Raw genomic sequence first — 14,879 nt, 5'->3', positions numbered from 1 at the left:
ACCTCTTAGAAAGTTGTACTCTTTGCTAACTTAGTACTAGTAGTACTTTGATGTTTCAGGAGCTTTCATTGTCTTTGCCACTTTCCGAACTCCGCACCCGCTTAGGCCAGGTCATTGACCAAGCCCACTACGCAGGCACCCGCACCGTTGTCACCCGCAACGGTAAGGAAGCCGCAGTTATCATTTCGCCTCAGGAACTAGCTTTCCTTGACCATCTCGAAGCCGCCGCAGATGCTGAAGCCCTCCGCCAAGCCCGCGCCGCCGATACCGGCGAACGCTTCTCTTTTGAGGAGGTCACGGAAGAAATTGAAGGGCGCTAGCCGTAAATTGGCTCGGCTTCACACCTGGCTAAGAGCCAATGCCAACGCCACACGGATTCGTGAGCAAGAGAGCCGAAATTCGTTCGTCCCTTGTGAGCCTCAGAAATCTGCTGAACCACATCCACCAAGTGATGCTTAACGCAGCTGCCTGAATAGCGAAGAACGGTATACCCTCTTAGCGCCGCATCATTTCCCTTCCACCGGTCTTTAACGAAGGTCCCCAAATCCTCCGCTTTATGGAAGTCATAGCCATCGATTTCAACGGCGACCTTCCCTACAACGATGTCCCATAAATAGGGTCCTATCCGGTGGTTTACCTGAACCTTCTTCCCACGACGCTGAAGCTCGCGGACTACTTTCCTTTCTGCTTCGCTATCGGCACCTACCGCAGATTTGTTCACTAATTCCCGAACCCGAGCTGGTACCCGCGCGATACATCCGAGGTCTTTTTCTATGGCTTGCTTACCGCGTCTGTTTTGATACCGCGTTTCAAGCATCGTTACTGCTAGGTCGTCATCCACCGCAGCCGCAGCTAGCAGGGGATTTTGCACGGGGATACCTTCAAAAGTAAATCTCGTCTTCTGCCGGGTTCGCTCGACTTCAAACCACTGTGAACCGCTCAGGATGTGCCTGTAGGCAAATTTCAGAGGAAAGGTCATCTCCTTCTTGGAGTACAGCTGCACCGCAGAGTTTCCTGCAATCATGATTCCAGGCCACCGCTTTTGCAGGATGCGAGCTACCTCCATAGGAGTCGGTTCCCGCCACGTATAGATCCCGCGGCCGATTCGGATTATCTTTCCATTCGCTACATGAGTTTTAAGCTCGCCCCTGCTTAAGCCTGAAACCAGTACTTCTTCCATGCTTCCCCCTTTGAGCATTATTCCCCTGCCCGAAAGCTTAAAGCACGCTTCCTCACCCCGCAGGCTACAACGATGCAAAGCAAGCACGTTTTACCCTTTTCCTCCGCGAATTTTGCCCAATCGTGCTTGTTTGGCATGTTGGCAAGGGGCGACGAGAACTTCGCTAGAGACTAGGAGACAAAACAAGCACGTTTTGCCGAAAAACTACGTTGTTTTGGCTAAAACGTGCTTGTTTTGTTTGGCCTTAGACCGGAGAGCTACTCCCCTAGCAGCTTGTCGCGCAGGTTCTTATCCTTCTGCTCTACTTCCTCGGCCATCTGCTTCTGGTAATCCACCATTTTGTCTTGGATGGCGGGGTCGCCAGCGCCGAGGATGCGGGCGGCAAGCAGGCCGGCGTTCTTCGCACCGCCGATGGAGACGGTGGCTACCGGCACGCCGCTGGGCATCTGCACGATGGACAGGAGGGAGTCGAGGCCATCGAGATCCTTCAGTGCGCGCGGGATGCCGATGACCGGCAGCGGCGTGGCCGCAGCGACCATGCCGGGAAGGTGCGCGGCACCGCCGGCGCAGGCGATAATTGCCTTCAACCCGCGGGTATGGGCTTCCTTTGCATAGGCCAGCATCTTTTCCGGGGTGCGGTGGGCACTGACCACGCCGACTTCGAAGGGGATGCCGAAGTCCGCGAGGACCTGAGCGGCGGGTTCAACGGTGGGCCAATCGGAATCGGAGCCCATGATGATGCCTACATGCGGTTGCATAGTGTCCTTTCTACAGGCAGGATTTTAAGCCCATGTGGCGTGCACGAGGAAGTGCGCGGCCTGGCGGGCGATGGTCAGGGTCTCGTCGGTATCTTCACCAGTGACGTTGACGTGGCCAATCTTGCGGCCGGGGCGATGGTCCTTGCCGTAAAGGTGAATCTTGGCCTGCGGGTAGCGCTGCATGACCTCGCGGACGCGCTCCGGCATAGGCATGGCGGGATCTTCGTCGGCGCCCAAAACATTGGCCATCACGGTAACGGGTGCGAGCGCGTCGACTGCGCCCAAGGAGAGGTCGAGTACGGCGCGCAGGTGCTGCTCAAATTGGGAGGTCACGCTGCCGTCCTGGGTCCAGTGGCCGGTGTTATGCGGGCGCATGGCCAGTTCGTTGACGGAGATATCCTCGCCCTCAGGGCCGTCGAAAGCAAAGAGTTCGACGGCCAGCACGCCGGTCACGCCGAGGGACTCGGCGATGGACAGGCCCAGCTCGGACGCGCGCTGGGAAAGTTCCGGTGTAAGGCCAGGGGCGGGGGCAATGGCCTCGGCGCAAATGCCGTTTTCCTGGCGGGATTGGGTAATCGGCCATACCTTGGCCTCGCCGGAAGGACGGCGGGCGACCAAGATGGAAAGCTCGCGGGTAAGTTCCACCTTTTCCTCGGCCATCAGCGGGGTTCCGGCCTCGAGCAGCTCGGAGACCAGCTCAAAGCAATTATCGGCGGTGGGGAACCATACGCCTTTGCCGTCATAACCACCGCGGCGGGCCTTGAGGCATACTCGGCCATCGACGGCGTCGAAAAAGGCGCGGGCATCGGCCACCGAGTCGATGGCGGCAAAGCGCGGCACAGGAGCGCCCAGCGCGGCGAGCTTTTCGCGCATCTTGAGCTTATCCTGCGCATAGATAAGGGCGGTGGGCTGTGGCTGGACGTTAAATCCGGCGTCGATAAGCGCGGCGGAGTGCTCGTTGGGCACATGCTCATGCTCGAAGGTAATGGCATCCGCGCCCTCTGCCACGCCGCGCAGCTCCTCCAAGGAGGTGTAATCCCCCAACACCACGTCCGGGGTGACCTGCGCGGCGGAGGAGTCCGGCTTGCTAGCCAGAATCCGCAGGTGAATATCGAGTTCCGCGGCGGCCGGCTGCATCATGCGAGCCAGCTGGCCGTCGCCACAAACAGTTACAATAGGCTTTAAGTCACTCACGTCCCCCAATACTAGCCTGGATACTATGTTCACTCGTCATACCATCTTCCAAAATTCCCTCATGAGCGCTTTGCTGGACGGCATTTATGACGGCGAAATGACCATTTCGGAACTGCTTGGTAAGGGCAATTTTGGCCTCGGCACCTTTGATGGCCTCGACGGAGAGATGATCATTTTGGATGGCACCTGCTACCAGCTGCGCGGCGATGGCTCCGCGCAGATTGCAGACCTAGAACAACGGACCCCCTACGCGGTGGCCACGAACTTTGTCCCGCGCATTACTGCCGACGCCCCCGCGGGCCTGCGCCGCGATCAGCTCTCCGCGTTCATCGATAAGCTCGAGCCTTCCGCTAACTACATGTACGCAGTGCGCATCGTGGGCACGTTCAAGGAGGTGACCACCCGCACGGTGGTCAAACAAGAAAAGCCCTACCCACCAATGTCTGAGGCCGTTGGTGGCGATAAGGAGCTGCACTTTAAGGACGTCGAGGGCGTTATCGGCGGCTTCCGCACCCCTGTCTATGAAAAGGGAATCTCGGTACCGGGCTGCCACGTGCACTTTATCGACGCCGCCCGCACTTCCGGTGGCCACGTGCTGGACTACGTAGTGGATAAGGCAACGGTTGAGCTCTGCCCCGCTTCCGATCTAGAGCTGCGCCTGCCGCTGACGCAAGAATTCAGCCGAGCCAACCTCTCCCCCGAGGATCTGGATAGCCAGCTGCACACCACCGAGGTTAAAACCAAGGGCGATCATTAATAATCTCGGCCACGCGCTTGGGCTTGGCCACGTTGGGAAAATACATGGCCCGATCCCAGCCGTTAATCGCTAGGGATACCCCGCCCCGGCGCTTGCGGGCGCCGCGGATATCCTGCAGCGGAATCGAATCGATATTGCGGCCCTCGCGCGCGATGACGCGCCTATTAGTCACGATGAAGCGCTTGCGGCGGGCCTTAAAAAGAGGAATGACAAAGCGCCAGATTCCTAGCAGGGCCCATACCGCGACGAGGCCGTTGCGCAGCATCGGGTCTACTGCTTGGACATCGCACCAGCCGATGGCAATCCACAGCAGGCCGGTGATGAGGATGAGCTCGAGGAAGGGGAAAATCAGCGCGCGAAACGGCGCGGAGACATCCGCGCGTTTGACCTCACCTTGGCCCATCTTCATTAGTCCCATAGCTATGGATGCTACCTCGCGTGTCTACTGTGGTGGTTTACTGCTGTGGGCGCAGGTGCGTGACATCGCCCGCGGAGTAGTACTCGCCGGCGACCATGATGCGTCCGTCCTCGCCGATTTCATCGACGTGCCCGGTGACATCGCCGGACGGGGTTTCTAGGCGCACCTCCTGGCCGAGCGAGGAGCAGACCGCACGGTAGTCGAGCAGGAGCTGCGGATCTTGGTTCTCCCATTGCACGATGCGGCGGCGCAGGTTCTTCAGCACGGTAATGGCCAGCTCGGTGCGGTCCGTATCGCGGCCCTCGAGCGCGAGCGAGGTGGCCTTTTCAATCGGTAGGTCCTCACGAGTCAGGGTGACATTGATGCCCATGCCCACGACGACGCGCGCAGACGGTGCGGCACCGCTTACGGTTTTATTGAGCTCCGCCTTATTGACCTCGGCCTTGTTAACTTCGGCCTTGTTGACCTCAGCCTTATTAAGTTCAGCCTTGCCCACTTCCACCTTGGTGAATTCTGTCTTTGGCGTGGCCTTGAAAGCCTGGCCCACAGGGCCGGCCTCAGCAAGGATGCCGCACAGCTTATTGCCGTCGATATGCACATCATTCGGCCACTTCAGCACGGTGCCCTCAATGGAATCGGTCACCGCGAGGCCCGCTGCCAGAGGTAGGGTGCCGAGGCGATCGAGAGATTCCGGCAGCAAGAGCACGGAGAGAATAACCTGGGAGCCGGCCGGTGCGGTCCAGGAGCGGCCGAGGCGACCCTTGCCGGAAAGTTGTTCGTCGGCAAGCAGCACAGTGCCACCCGCAACATTGTTGGCCTGCATCAAATCGGTATTAGTGGAGCCGGTCTTTTCCACGAAATGGATGGTGGTGAAATCGTCTGCCAGCGCGGTGCGAATGCGTTCCAAATCAAGTGCAGTCATAAGCCTTAAGGATACCGGCCATCAATGGTGCTAGTGTGTTGCGCATGGCAAAGGTCACTTTTGAAAAGGTCAACATCACCTACCCCGGCGCGAGCGCTCCCACGGTTAAGGACTTGGATCTCGATATCGCGGACGGCGAGTTTTTGGTCCTCGTTGGCCCTTCAGGTTGCGGCAAGTCCACGACGCTGCGTGCGCTGGCGGGGCTGGAACCTACCTCCAGCGGCCGCATCACCATCGATGGCAAGGATGTGACCGACCTAGAGCCAGGCGATCGCGATATCGCCATGGTCTTCCAGAACTATGCCCTCTACCCGCACCTGACGGTGGAGGAAAACATGGGCTTTGCCTTGAAGTTGGCGAAACTACCGAAGGCCGAAATCAAGGCCAAGGTGCACGAAGCGGCGGAAACGCTCGGCCTGACCGAGTATCTCAAGCGCAAGCCCAAGGATCTATCCGGTGGCCAGCGCCAGCGGGTGGCTATGGGCCGCGCCATTGTGCGCGAGCCGAAGGCATTCCTCATGGATGAGCCGCTCTCTAACTTGGATGCCAAGCTGCGCGTGCAGACCCGTGCGGAGTTGGCCAGCCTGCAGCAGCGCCTGGGCACGACGACGGTTTACGTCACCCACGACCAGGTTGAGGCTATGACCATGGGTGACCGCGTGGCGGTGCTCAAGGACGGCGAGCTGCAGCAGGTTGCCCCGCCGCGCGAGCTTTATGACGCCCCCGCAAACGAATTCGTCGCCGGCTTCATCGGTTCGCCGGCGATGAACATCTTTGACTACAACGGTTCCCGCGTGGGTGTGCGGCCGGAAAAGATGTTTATCAATAAAGGCCCGGTAGGCTTCCAGGGCGTGGTGGACATTGTGGAAGAGCTGGGCGCAGAGTCTTATGTCTATGTCACCGTGGGCGAGAATAGGTTGGTCGCCCGCGCCGAGGGTACCCCACCGCAGCGCGGTGAAGAGGCGGTGCTGACCTTCAACCCACGCGAGGCGCACCGCTTCGATCCGGAAACGGGCCTTCGCATCGCCCGGGGCTAGCACCCACGAATTCCCACGGAGGAGACTTATCCGCAAAGGCAGCTAGGCCGTCGTAGAACAGGTACACGGCCGAGCCAGCCGCATCACCCTTACTACCCCCATTTAGAGTTAAATAGGCCAAAACTATCCACCTTTTGGTTTCCGTATTTTAGGTTTAAAGAAACGAAAGTTTTCCGAAAGGTGATTTCCATGCAGAAATTCCTGCTTCGCACTACCGTTGCGGCCACCGCAGTTCTGGCACTGGCCGGCTGCTCTTCTTCCTCCTCCGATTCCGCTGCAGACGGTTCCGCTGAAGGCGGCGCGGATGCGCGCGGCCCCATCACCTTTGCCATGGGCAAAAATGACACGGACAAGGTGACCCCCATCATCGAAAAGTGGAACGAGCAGCACCCAGACGAAAAGGTCACCCTCAAGGAACTAGCCGGCGAGGCCGACGCCCAGCGCGAAACCCTAGTGCAGTCCCTGCAGGCGGGCAGCGATGACTACGATGTCATGGCACTCGACGTGGTGTGGACCGCGGAATTCGCCGCCAACCAGTGGCTCCAGCCGCTCAAGGGAGACTTTGAGACCAATACGGATGAATTGCTGCCAGCTACCGTGGAGTCTGCCACCTATAACGATGTCCTCTATGCACTGCCGCAAAATACCAACGGGCAGCTCCTTTTCCGCAATACCGAGCTCGCGGATGAAACCCCGGAGAAGTTCGCAGATCTGAAGTCCGCATGTAAGGCGCTGGACAAGGGCAAAGACTGCCTGACCACCCAGCTCAAGCAATATGAAGGCCTAGCGCTCAATACCGCTGACTTCATGGAAGGCTGGGGCGGTTCCGTTCTGGATAAAGACGGCAACGTCACCGTCGATTCCGAGGAGGCCAAGGATGGCCTGCAGGCCATGGTGGATGCGTACAAGGAAGAGACCATCTCCAAGGACTCCACCGCCGCTACCGAAGAAGAAACCAATATGGCCTTTACTGAGGGCAAGACCGCCTTTGCTATGAACTGGCCGTATATGTACTCCAATGCGGTCGATGCCGGCGTCGACGTCGAGGTCCAGGCCCCGCTGGGCAAAGACGGCGTAGGCGTTTCCACGCTGGGCGGCTATAACAACGGCATCAATATTAACTCCAAGAATAAGGGCACTGCGCTCGACTTCATGAAGTTCATCATCAACGAGGACAACCAGAAGTCCTTTGCGGAGCAGTCCTTCCCACCAGTCTTGGCCTCCATCTACGATGACCCGCAGCTGCAGCAAGAATTCCCGTACCTGCCGGCACTCAAGGAATCCCTGGAGAACGCAGCACCGCGCCCAGTTTCCCCGTTCTACTCGGCGATTTCCAAGGCTATCCAAGACAATGCCTATGCCGCATTGACAGACGGCAAGTCAGTTGATGATGCCACTGCTGATATGAAGGCGGCTATCGAATCAGCTTCCCAGGGCTAAACGCCCAATCCGGGTGAGGTAGGCGGACACACCGCCGCCTCACCCTTTGTGGTTTTTACTCCCCTAATGGGGATAGAATCTAGCCCATAAACAGCATCTCTTGAACAGAAAGGCGGACCAGCGTGGCTATAGCTTCGCCGACTGCGTCCAAGGGGGCGCCGAAAGGGGCGTCGGCAAGAGCGCCGAAACCCCAGCGCAAGAATTACGGGCGCGTGGCCGGGCTAATTGCTCCGGCGCTCCTCGTGCTCGCTGTCATCATCGGCTACCCCATCATCCGCGCCATTTTCCTGTCCTTTCAGGGAAATAGGCACCTCAACCCGCAGACGGGGCTTTTTGAGGAGGGTGGTTTTGCCGGGCTGGAAAACTACCTGTACTGGATTAACAACCAGTGCGTATCCGGCACTGGTCAGATTTCTACCTGCCCGCCGGGAGTAATTGCCACGGACTTTTGGCCGGCGGTCAAGATCACGCTCTTTTTCACTATCGTTACCGTGCTGCTGGAGACCATCCTGGGTATGCTGATGGCTCTCATCATGAACGGTGAGTACCGCGGCCGCGGCCTCGTGCGTGCGGCGGTACTTATCCCCTGGGCCATTCCAACGGCCGTCACGGCCAAGCTATGGCAGTTCATGTTTGCCCCGGATGGCATCGTCAACTCGCTGCTTGGTGCACAGATCGCCTGGACCACGGATCCGTTCTACGCCCGCCTAGCCGTCATCATCGCGGATGTGTGGAAGACCGCCCCGTTTATGGCGCTACTCATCCTGGCCGGCCTGCAAATGATCCCCAAGGATGTCTACGATGCTGCCCGCGTGGATGGCGCTAATCGCATCCAAACGTTCTTCCGGATCACCCTCCCGCTAGTGCGCCCCGCGCTCATGGTGGCCGTGCTCTTCCGCACCTTGGACGCGCTGCGCATGTATGACCTTCCGGTCATTATGATTTCTAGCTCCTCCAACTCCCCCACCGCGACTATCTCGCAGCTGGTGGTGGAGGATATGCGCCAGGGCAACTTCAATTCCGCCTCCGCGCTCTCCACCCTAATTTTCCTTCTTATCTTCGTCGTCGCCTTTATCCTCATCCGCTTCCTCGGTGCGGATGTCTCCGGCAGGAAGGCAACTAAATAATGCGTAAATTCGGACACTATGCCGGCATCATCTTTATCATGTTCTGGGGTCTCGCGCCCTTTTATTGGATGCTGGTAACCGCACTGCGGGATCAACGCTTCACCTTCGATACCACGCCATGGCCTACCCATGTCACGCTGGATAATTTCCGCGACGCCCTGGCTACCGATAAGGGAAATGACTTCCTGGCCGCCCTTGGAAACTCGCTGCTCATTTCCCTAGTTACCACCGCAGTGGCCGTGCTCATCGGCGTCTTTACCGCCTATGCGCTCTCCCGTTATGACTTTCCCGGCAAGGGAATCGTGACCGGCATCATCCTGGCTGCCTCCATGTTCCCGGCCATTGCCTTGGTCACGCCACTGTTCCAGCTCTTTGGCAACCTGGAATGGATTGGTACCTACCGCGCGATGATCATCCCTAATATTTCCTTCGCGCTTCCTTTGACGGTCTATACGCTGCTGAGTTTCTTCCGCCAGCTTCCCTGGGAACTGGAAGAAGCAGCCCGTGTGGATGGCGCCACACGCTCCCAGGCCTTCCGCCTGGTGCTATTGCCGCTAGCCGCCCCAGCACTATTTACCACCGCAATTATCGCCTTTATCACTACCTGGAATGAGTTTATGCTGGCCAAGCAGCTCTCAACCACCGATACCGAGCCAGTAACCGTGGCTATCGCGCGCTTCTCTGGCCCCTCGGCCTTTGAGTACCCGTATGCCGCCACCATGGCCGCTGGCGCTTTGGTGACCATCCCACTGGTCATCATGGTGCTCATCTTCCAGCACCGCATCGTCGCTGGCCTGACCGCAGGTGGTGTTAAGACCTAATGCGCCGGGCCATGCTGTGGGATACCGCGCTGGGCTTTCTTGGTTTCTTCAGCGTCCTTGCGGTTATCCAGGCCATTATCAACCTCTTTCACGACTCCCCCGCCATCTGGCCTGGTCTCGTAGCCGGAGTACTATGCCTTCTTACCTACCTAACCTGGCGGGCCAAAAGGAAGGACCTTTCATGAGCTGGTACCACAATGCCGTCTTCTACCAGGCCCTCGTCGGCTCGTTTAAGGCCGATGGCGATAAGGAGGTAGGAACGCTGCGCGGGGTCATCGAAAAGCTGGACTACCTCCAGTGGCTCGGCGTGGACTGCCTGTGGCTTTCGCCGTTTTATGCCAGCCCCCTGCGCGATGATGGCTACGATATCGCGGACTACTACTCCATCCACCCAGATTATGGCACGATGGAGGATTTTGAAGAGCTCATTGCGGAGCTGCACCGCCGTGATATGCGCATCATGACGGACCTGGCTCTCAACCACACCAGCTCCGATCACCCATGGTTCCAGGCCTCCCGCACGGATCCCACGGGCCCTTATGGCGATTTCTATGTCTGGGGCGATGATCCGGAGCGCTACCCCGAAATCCGCGTCATTTTCACTGACGTGGAGACTTCCAACTGGACCTGGGACGACAAGCGCGGCCAGTACTACTTCCACCGCTTTTACTCCCACCAGCCGGACCTGAACTACGATAACCAGGCCGTGCAGGAGGAAGTCTTCAAAATTTTGTCCTTCTGGATGGACAAAGGCTTGGACGGCCTGCGCTTGGACGCGATTGCTTATCTTTTTGAGCGCGATGGTTTAGGCGGAGAATCCCTGCCGGAGACCATCGAGTTTGTGGAAAAGATTCGCTCTTTCATGGACGCGCACTACCCGGATGCCGTGCTCATCGCGGAGGCCAACCAGCCGCCGGCCGAAACCATGCAATTCTACGGCCAAGGCGAGCGCTTCCACATGGTCTTCAACTTCCCGGTTATGCCGCGGTTGTATCAAGCTTTGGCGCTTGGCGACGCCACCCCGGTCTACTCCATCCTCGACGAACTGCCTTCCCTGCCGGAAGTCTGCCAGTGGGGTACCTTCCTGCGCAACCACGATGAGCTCACCTTGGAAATGGTGGACGATACCGTGCGCGAGCTCATGTATGAAGCCTTCCTTCCCGATGATGAAATGCGCGCCCACGTAGGCATCGCTCGCCGGCTCATGCCGCTGATGAACGGCGACCGTCGCAAGGTGGAGCTGATGTTCTCCCTTTTGATGACCCTGCCGGGCGCGCCGTTTATCTACTACGGCGATGAGATTGGCATGCTCGATGACACGACACTTCCGGACCGCTATGCGGTTCGCACCCCCATGCAGTGGGACGATTCCGAATACGCCGGTTTCAGCAACAACGCACCATCCCGGCTGCCGGTTGTAGGCGGGACCTCTGTGGCCGCCCAAGTTGAGGATGCCGCCTCGTTGCTCAACACCGTCCGCTCCATGATCGCCCAGCGCCATGCCCACCCTGAACTCGGTACCGCGCCGTGCGAGCCGGTCGAGACCGGCGAAGAGGCTGTCCTTGGCTACCAACGTGGTGATCTGCTGTGCCTGCACAACTTCAGTGATCGTTCCATCGATCTCGGACCGGTGGAGCTCGGCCCTTATGGCTACGCTTGGCTACCGGCCTAAGATCTCAGCCTCCCCCACCCGCAGCTACCTAGCTGCCCCGCTCGCAGTTGAGAGTGTGTCGCAGTCAGTTGTACAAATTGCGTAGCTTGGCAATTGGAACGCCATTCTGCCCCTTTTTCCTAGCAAACCCTTCTCTAAGTGCTGGCATAACCTTTCACACCCCGAGAAACTAAACCTCTACTAAATTATAATGAAAATAATTCAGGTTATTTTCTTTCTCGAGTTGCGAGAATTCCAGTCTGTCTTAGAATTTATTAATGTTCAGGTATTTCCACATCTCCCCTGAGCACATTCTAAACTCACTTCATCATTCCAACTCGAAAGGAATACATCATGGAAGACATCTTGGTAGAAGGCATTCTGGCATCCCTCGAAACAGCCCGCGACCTCGCCCTCGAGGTTTTCGAGAATGTAACTAGCGTTTTTGACGCTGCCGCTGTTTCCTCTGAGGGGTCCTCTCAGAAGCTGGAAGGCTCCTCCGAAGCAGCAAAGGGCATTTACAACATCGTTGATGCTATCGGCTAATCGTCCCTAGTACATAGGCCTACACACGAAAACCGGTCCCCGCGCCACTCTAAAGGAGCGGGGACCGGTTTTCTGCCTGCCATTCTCCTCTCCTTTCACGAGTGCCAGCCCACTATTTACACGTCTGGAGTCCACGACTGGTCCACTGACGCGAACGACAAAATGCTCCCCCTAGACAGAACAAGAGATTGTTCGTGCTTAGGGGGAGCAACTATCTAGAGGCGAGATGAGTTCAGTCGTTTTATTCCCACTCAGGGGCGTCTTCCAAGCGCAGCTCAGAGTAGCGCGCTTCTGGCACGGAGGCCGAGTACGGCTTGCCCTGGGCTTCCCACTGCTGGTCAGAGTTGCAACGCACGTCCTGACCGTCAGTATCGAGCATGGTAAAGCCCCACACCAGCTTGCCCTGCGAATTCGCTGGCAGGGTGTACGGACCAACCACCTGGTTTAGCTTCCAGTGCTGCTCACTGACGTAGTTGAAGCCATAGGTCTTGGTCAACACCTTGGCCAAATCACCGGTACCCTCAACGGAGCCGGAGACCTCGATGGTCTGGGTGCGGGCCTTGGTGACGGTGTGCTTGACCGGCACTTCCTCGGCATTGCGATTAGCCACGCTCGTGGCGTCGGTCTGCTTGAACCAGCGGCGCTTTGCAGTGACGTAGGTGCCGTTTTCACCCGGCGTCGAGCAATGCGTGCCCGGCTTATAATCTTCGTTCCAGCGCTGGGGCAGCTCGAAGTCCCCACCGAAATCAGCGGCGTGGGCAACAGGAGCGGCCACCAGGCTCAGCGCCGCGAGGGCGCTAGCGATGGACGTCTTGCTCACGATTAGCCCCAATCGTTGTTGTCACGAGTGGAAACCTCGACGTGGCGTTCCTTCGGGAGAGAAGCTGTGAAGGTGCCGCCATTAGCCTGCCACTTGTGGTCGGAGCCACACACGGTCTTCTGGCCTTCGAAATCAGAAACAACCCAACCGGCGCGCAGCACGGCAGTCTTGCCCGGAGCAATGTCGTACGGACCAACCTGCTCGCCTACCTCGTAGGACTGGCTATCGGTGTAGCTGGAAGAGAAGGTGAAATTAATGAGATCCAACAGCTTGAAATCGACGCCAGCAGACACGTTCCAAGTCTTTGTCTTGGTCTCCTTGATTGAACGGGTGACAGGCAATGGCTCATCGTTGTAGTTGGACACGGTCCAGGAGCCAGCGGAGCCGTCGAAGTAGGTGCGCTTGATGTCAACGGTCTGGCCGGTGTCGCCCGGGTTGGAGCAGCGCTCACCGATGGTGGTCGGGTTAGCGGGCCCGAGCTCGCGCTGTGGTAGGGCGTTAGCGGCCGGAGCGAAGATCAGGCCGGAAGCAACGGCCAGAGCCGCGGTGGTAGAAGCAATCTTGGACTTGAACATGGGATTTTCTCCTTGCGTAGGTGTAGTGGGAGTTTAGTAGATGGTTTGGGTGGGAACCGGCAGGTCGCGGAATTCGTCCGGAGTGACGTCCTCGGTGCGGGTATTGCCGGCCTTATCAGTGATCTTGGCCTCTGCCCAGAACCCGCTCGGGGCGGAAGTCTGCTTGTAGTTAGAGGTGAGGTCGTAGTTTCCGCTCTTACCGCAGTGAATCTCACGGTAGTTAATGCGGGTCATGGTAGTGCCGTACTCCACGCGCACGCGCTCGCCTGGCTTGAGGTCGACGTGCTTGAGCTCAGTGCCGACCGGCATATAAGCGCGCTTTACGGCACCGACGGACTCCAGCCAGCCCTTCGGAATATCGCCGCGGTTACCACGCCAGTTGGTGTACGGGGCATGCTCGGCACCAACGACGAAGTCAGTTACTGGGGCGAATTCATAATTACCCTCAGACCAGTTCAGGAAGTCAGTGGAGTAGCCAGCCTTGCGGTAGGTCGGCTTTACAGCGGTGATATCCAGCGGGTACCAAGAGCTATCGTCGGCCTCACACTTATCGCCTTCCTTAGGCCAGGATGGATCGCGCTGCATATCCGCGGCCGGCTGCATGATCTCATCCTTCTTCGGATCGGCGATCTTCTCTAGGCTCGGACCGGATACGGAGGTGTAGTTGCCTTCGATCGGCTTGGAGTTTGCCCCCGGAGACCGGGAGGGAATTTCCATGGCCAGATCGGACACTGAGCCGTCCGCCTTGATGATGTAGGCAAAAGCGTAGCGCTCGGCCGGACCCTTGCCGCGGATGACGTTGGAGCCTGGGATGTTTTCCAAGCGGTCATCGTTGCAGCCGACAAACATGGAGATGAAGTCCTTTTCGATGACGCCATACTCGACGCGGAAGGACTCACCCGGTTTCAGCTTCACTGGGCCGAAGGTTTCTTTATCGCGCCAACCATTGGTCATCTTCAGGCCAATATCGGACTTGGCGGTGGTGTCCCAACCGGAAGGCAGCTTGGCCTTAGAATTGGCTTCAATCTCGTGATTGGTACCAGTTTCTACCTCGGCGGTGTAGGGCACTTCTTGGTTGGTGGTGTTTTTGAACTGCAGGGTACCGTCGCTCATGTAGCGGCGGCCGGTTTCTGCAAAGCGCCATTCACGCTCAGCATTATCACCGGCAGCACTGCAGCTCTTGTAGAGGTTGGAAATGGGATATGCCTGCGGCATCGGGGGAATATCTCCCGCATGTGCCACTGGCGTGAAGAGAGCCGCTACGGCGAGCGGTGCGAGCAAACGCAGTCCCTTTTTAATCACCAGAAGACCGTCCTTAATAGATCGTTAAAAACCAGGGGAAAACATTCATGAAGACTCAGCTAATCATAAGGGCTTACAGAAAACACATCAACAGTTGAATGAAAATATTTCTAACGGTTTTACCTCCTTTGAGGTGCGATAATGACCGCTCACCTGCCCAGCATCACTAAATGTTCACGAGAGGCACCACCCCCGTATTAGGGCCCCTTATTCTGTCGCCACTCAAGGAATTCCCAGGTTTACTGCTCACCCCACGTTTGGTGGCATTTGCCACACAATCGATTTCCACACTGCGCCCCTGCAGCGTCCCATTCCGCATTGACCGGGCTGC

The 14,879-nt window shown here is 57.9% G+C and carries 17 protein-coding genes; 9 read left to right on the top strand and 8 right to left on the bottom strand.

Features of this window, described 5'->3' with window-relative positions; all coding sequences use genetic code 11:
• Window positions 1-68 precede the first annotated feature (68 nt).
• Window positions 69-320 (top strand): type II toxin-antitoxin system Phd/YefM family antitoxin, encoded by a 252-nt coding sequence (locus L8V22_RS06410; protein WP_269966420.1) that lies wholly within the window; start codon window positions 69-71, stop codon window positions 318-320.
• Here L8V22_RS06410 and L8V22_RS06405 read toward each other — a convergent pair.
• The 3 genes from L8V22_RS06405 to L8V22_RS06395 form a co-directional block, all read right to left on the bottom strand.
• Window positions 317-1,180, bottom strand: coding sequence for a type IV toxin-antitoxin system AbiEi family antitoxin domain-containing protein (locus L8V22_RS06405; RefSeq protein ID WP_238801235.1), 864 nt, complete (start codon window positions 1,178-1,180; stop codon window positions 317-319). The two genes, L8V22_RS06410 and L8V22_RS06405, sit on opposite strands and share 4 nt — an antisense overlap.
• A gap of 257 nt (window positions 1,181-1,437) precedes the next feature.
• Window positions 1,438-1,938: a 5-(carboxyamino)imidazole ribonucleotide mutase gene (gene purE, locus L8V22_RS06400; protein WP_005322524.1), complete on the bottom strand. Its 501-nt coding sequence runs from the start codon at window positions 1,936-1,938 to the stop codon at window positions 1,438-1,440.
• Between the two features lie 24 nt (window positions 1,939-1,962).
• Entirely contained in the window at window positions 1,963-3,078 is a 1,116-nt protein-coding gene (locus tag L8V22_RS06395; RefSeq protein WP_238801294.1) for a 5-(carboxyamino)imidazole ribonucleotide synthase, read from the bottom strand.
• Window positions 3,079-3,157: 79 nt separating this feature from the next.
• Between L8V22_RS06395 and budA the strand changes: the two genes are divergently transcribed.
• Entirely contained in the window at window positions 3,158-3,889 is a 732-nt protein-coding gene (gene budA / locus L8V22_RS06390) for an acetolactate decarboxylase (protein WP_238801234.1), read from the top strand.
• Here budA and L8V22_RS06385 read toward each other — a convergent pair.
• Together L8V22_RS06385 and L8V22_RS06380 are read right to left on the bottom strand one after the other, a co-directional pair.
• Complete coding sequence (locus L8V22_RS06385) at window positions 3,867-4,307, bottom strand: hypothetical protein (RefSeq protein WP_238801233.1); 441 nt, start codon at window positions 4,305-4,307, stop codon at window positions 3,867-3,869. The genes budA and L8V22_RS06385 overlap by 23 nt on opposite strands.
• A 37-nt stretch (window positions 4,308-4,344) precedes the next feature.
• Window positions 4,345-5,229, bottom strand: coding sequence for a biotin--[acetyl-CoA-carboxylase] ligase (locus tag L8V22_RS06380; protein WP_238801232.1), 885 nt, complete (start codon window positions 5,227-5,229; stop codon window positions 4,345-4,347).
• Window positions 5,230-5,273: 44 nt separating this feature from the next.
• Between L8V22_RS06380 and L8V22_RS06375 the strand changes: the two genes are divergently transcribed.
• The 7 genes from L8V22_RS06375 to L8V22_RS06345 all read left to right on the top strand — a co-directional run bounded on the left by L8V22_RS06375 (window position 5,274) and on the right by L8V22_RS06345 (window position 11,851).
• Window positions 5,274-6,266, top strand: a complete 993-nt coding sequence (locus L8V22_RS06375; protein ID WP_238801231.1) for an ABC transporter ATP-binding protein — start codon at window positions 5,274-5,276, stop codon at window positions 6,264-6,266.
• Window positions 6,267-6,455: 189 nt separating this feature from the next.
• Window positions 6,456-7,706: an ABC transporter substrate-binding protein gene (locus L8V22_RS06370; RefSeq protein ID WP_238801230.1), complete on the top strand. Its 1,251-nt coding sequence runs from the start codon at window positions 6,456-6,458 to the stop codon at window positions 7,704-7,706.
• A gap of 122 nt (window positions 7,707-7,828) precedes the next feature.
• Window positions 7,829-8,833 (top strand): carbohydrate ABC transporter permease, encoded by a 1,005-nt coding sequence (locus L8V22_RS06365; RefSeq protein ID WP_420839968.1) that lies wholly within the window; start codon window positions 7,829-7,831, stop codon window positions 8,831-8,833.
• Window positions 8,833-9,654, top strand: a complete 822-nt coding sequence (locus tag L8V22_RS06360; protein WP_238801229.1) for a carbohydrate ABC transporter permease — start codon at window positions 8,833-8,835, stop codon at window positions 9,652-9,654. Before L8V22_RS06365 ends, L8V22_RS06360 begins: the two co-directional genes overlap by 1 nt.
• Window positions 9,654-9,839, top strand: a complete 186-nt coding sequence (locus L8V22_RS06355; protein ID WP_238801228.1) for a hypothetical protein — start codon at window positions 9,654-9,656, stop codon at window positions 9,837-9,839. Before L8V22_RS06360 ends, L8V22_RS06355 begins: the two co-directional genes overlap by 1 nt.
• A complete protein-coding gene (locus L8V22_RS06350; protein WP_238801227.1) occupies window positions 9,836-11,326 on the top strand; it encodes an alpha-amylase family protein in 1,491 nt (496 codons plus the stop codon). Before L8V22_RS06355 ends, L8V22_RS06350 begins: the two co-directional genes overlap by 4 nt.
• 333 nt (window positions 11,327-11,659) lie before the next feature.
• Window positions 11,660-11,851 (top strand): hypothetical protein, encoded by a 192-nt coding sequence (locus L8V22_RS06345; protein ID WP_238801226.1) that lies wholly within the window; start codon window positions 11,660-11,662, stop codon window positions 11,849-11,851.
• A 241-nt stretch (window positions 11,852-12,092) separates the two neighbouring features.
• On the opposite strand, the gene L8V22_RS06340 is transcribed toward L8V22_RS06345, so the two are convergent.
• Genes L8V22_RS06340 through L8V22_RS06330 form a run of 3 tightly spaced genes read right to left on the bottom strand, consistent with a single transcriptional unit; the run spans window position 12,093 to window position 14,548 of the window.
• On the bottom strand, window positions 12,093-12,671 hold the full coding sequence (locus tag L8V22_RS06340) for a hypothetical protein (protein WP_238801225.1): 579 nt from the start codon (window positions 12,669-12,671) through the stop codon (window positions 12,093-12,095).
• A gap of 2 nt (window positions 12,672-12,673) precedes the next feature.
• Window positions 12,674-13,246, bottom strand: coding sequence for a hypothetical protein (locus tag L8V22_RS06335; RefSeq protein ID WP_238801224.1), 573 nt, complete (start codon window positions 13,244-13,246; stop codon window positions 12,674-12,676).
• Window positions 13,247-13,279: 33 nt separating this feature from the next.
• Window positions 13,280-14,548: a hypothetical protein gene (locus L8V22_RS06330; RefSeq protein ID WP_238801223.1), complete on the bottom strand. Its 1,269-nt coding sequence runs from the start codon at window positions 14,546-14,548 to the stop codon at window positions 13,280-13,282.
• Window positions 14,549-14,879: the final 331 nt, after the last annotated feature.

This window comes from Corynebacterium yonathiae (genome assembly GCF_027570195.1).
Taxonomy (GTDB): Bacteria; Actinomycetota; Actinomycetes; order Mycobacteriales; family Mycobacteriaceae; genus Corynebacterium; species Corynebacterium yonathiae.
This window is presented reverse-complemented; position numbering and strand designations above follow the sequence as displayed.

What these genes read in the sequence shown, in the direction of transcription:
- L8V22_RS06405 (WP_238801235.1), bottom strand. Translation starts at nt 1,180, where the DNA reads ATGGAAGAAGTACTGGTTTCAGGCTTAAGCAGGGGCGAGCTTAAAACT.
- purE (WP_005322524.1), bottom strand. Translation starts at nt 1,938, where the DNA reads ATGCAACCGCATGTAGGCATCATCATGGGCTCCGATTCCGATTGGCCC.
- L8V22_RS06395 (WP_238801294.1), bottom strand. Translation starts at nt 3,078, where the DNA reads ATGATGCAGCCGGCCGCCGCGGAACTCGATATTCACCTGCGGATTCTG.
- budA (WP_238801234.1), top strand. Translation starts at nt 3,158, where the DNA reads ATGTTCACTCGTCATACCATCTTCCAAAATTCCCTCATGAGCGCTTTG.
- L8V22_RS06385 (WP_238801233.1), bottom strand. Translation starts at nt 4,307, where the DNA reads ATGGGACTAATGAAGATGGGCCAAGGTGAGGTCAAACGCGCGGATGTC.
- L8V22_RS06380 (WP_238801232.1), bottom strand. Translation starts at nt 5,229, where the DNA reads ATGACTGCACTTGATTTGGAACGCATTCGCACCGCGCTGGCAGACGAT.
- L8V22_RS06375 (WP_238801231.1), top strand. Translation starts at nt 5,274, where the DNA reads ATGGCAAAGGTCACTTTTGAAAAGGTCAACATCACCTACCCCGGCGCG.
- L8V22_RS06370 (WP_238801230.1), top strand. Translation starts at nt 6,456, where the DNA reads ATGCAGAAATTCCTGCTTCGCACTACCGTTGCGGCCACCGCAGTTCTG.
- L8V22_RS06360 (WP_238801229.1), top strand. Translation starts at nt 8,833, where the DNA reads ATGCGTAAATTCGGACACTATGCCGGCATCATCTTTATCATGTTCTGG.
- L8V22_RS06355 (WP_238801228.1), top strand. Translation starts at nt 9,654, where the DNA reads ATGCGCCGGGCCATGCTGTGGGATACCGCGCTGGGCTTTCTTGGTTTC.
- L8V22_RS06350 (WP_238801227.1), top strand. Translation starts at nt 9,836, where the DNA reads ATGAGCTGGTACCACAATGCCGTCTTCTACCAGGCCCTCGTCGGCTCG.
- L8V22_RS06345 (WP_238801226.1), top strand. Translation starts at nt 11,660, where the DNA reads ATGGAAGACATCTTGGTAGAAGGCATTCTGGCATCCCTCGAAACAGCC.
- L8V22_RS06335 (WP_238801224.1), bottom strand. Translation starts at nt 13,246, where the DNA reads ATGTTCAAGTCCAAGATTGCTTCTACCACCGCGGCTCTGGCCGTTGCT.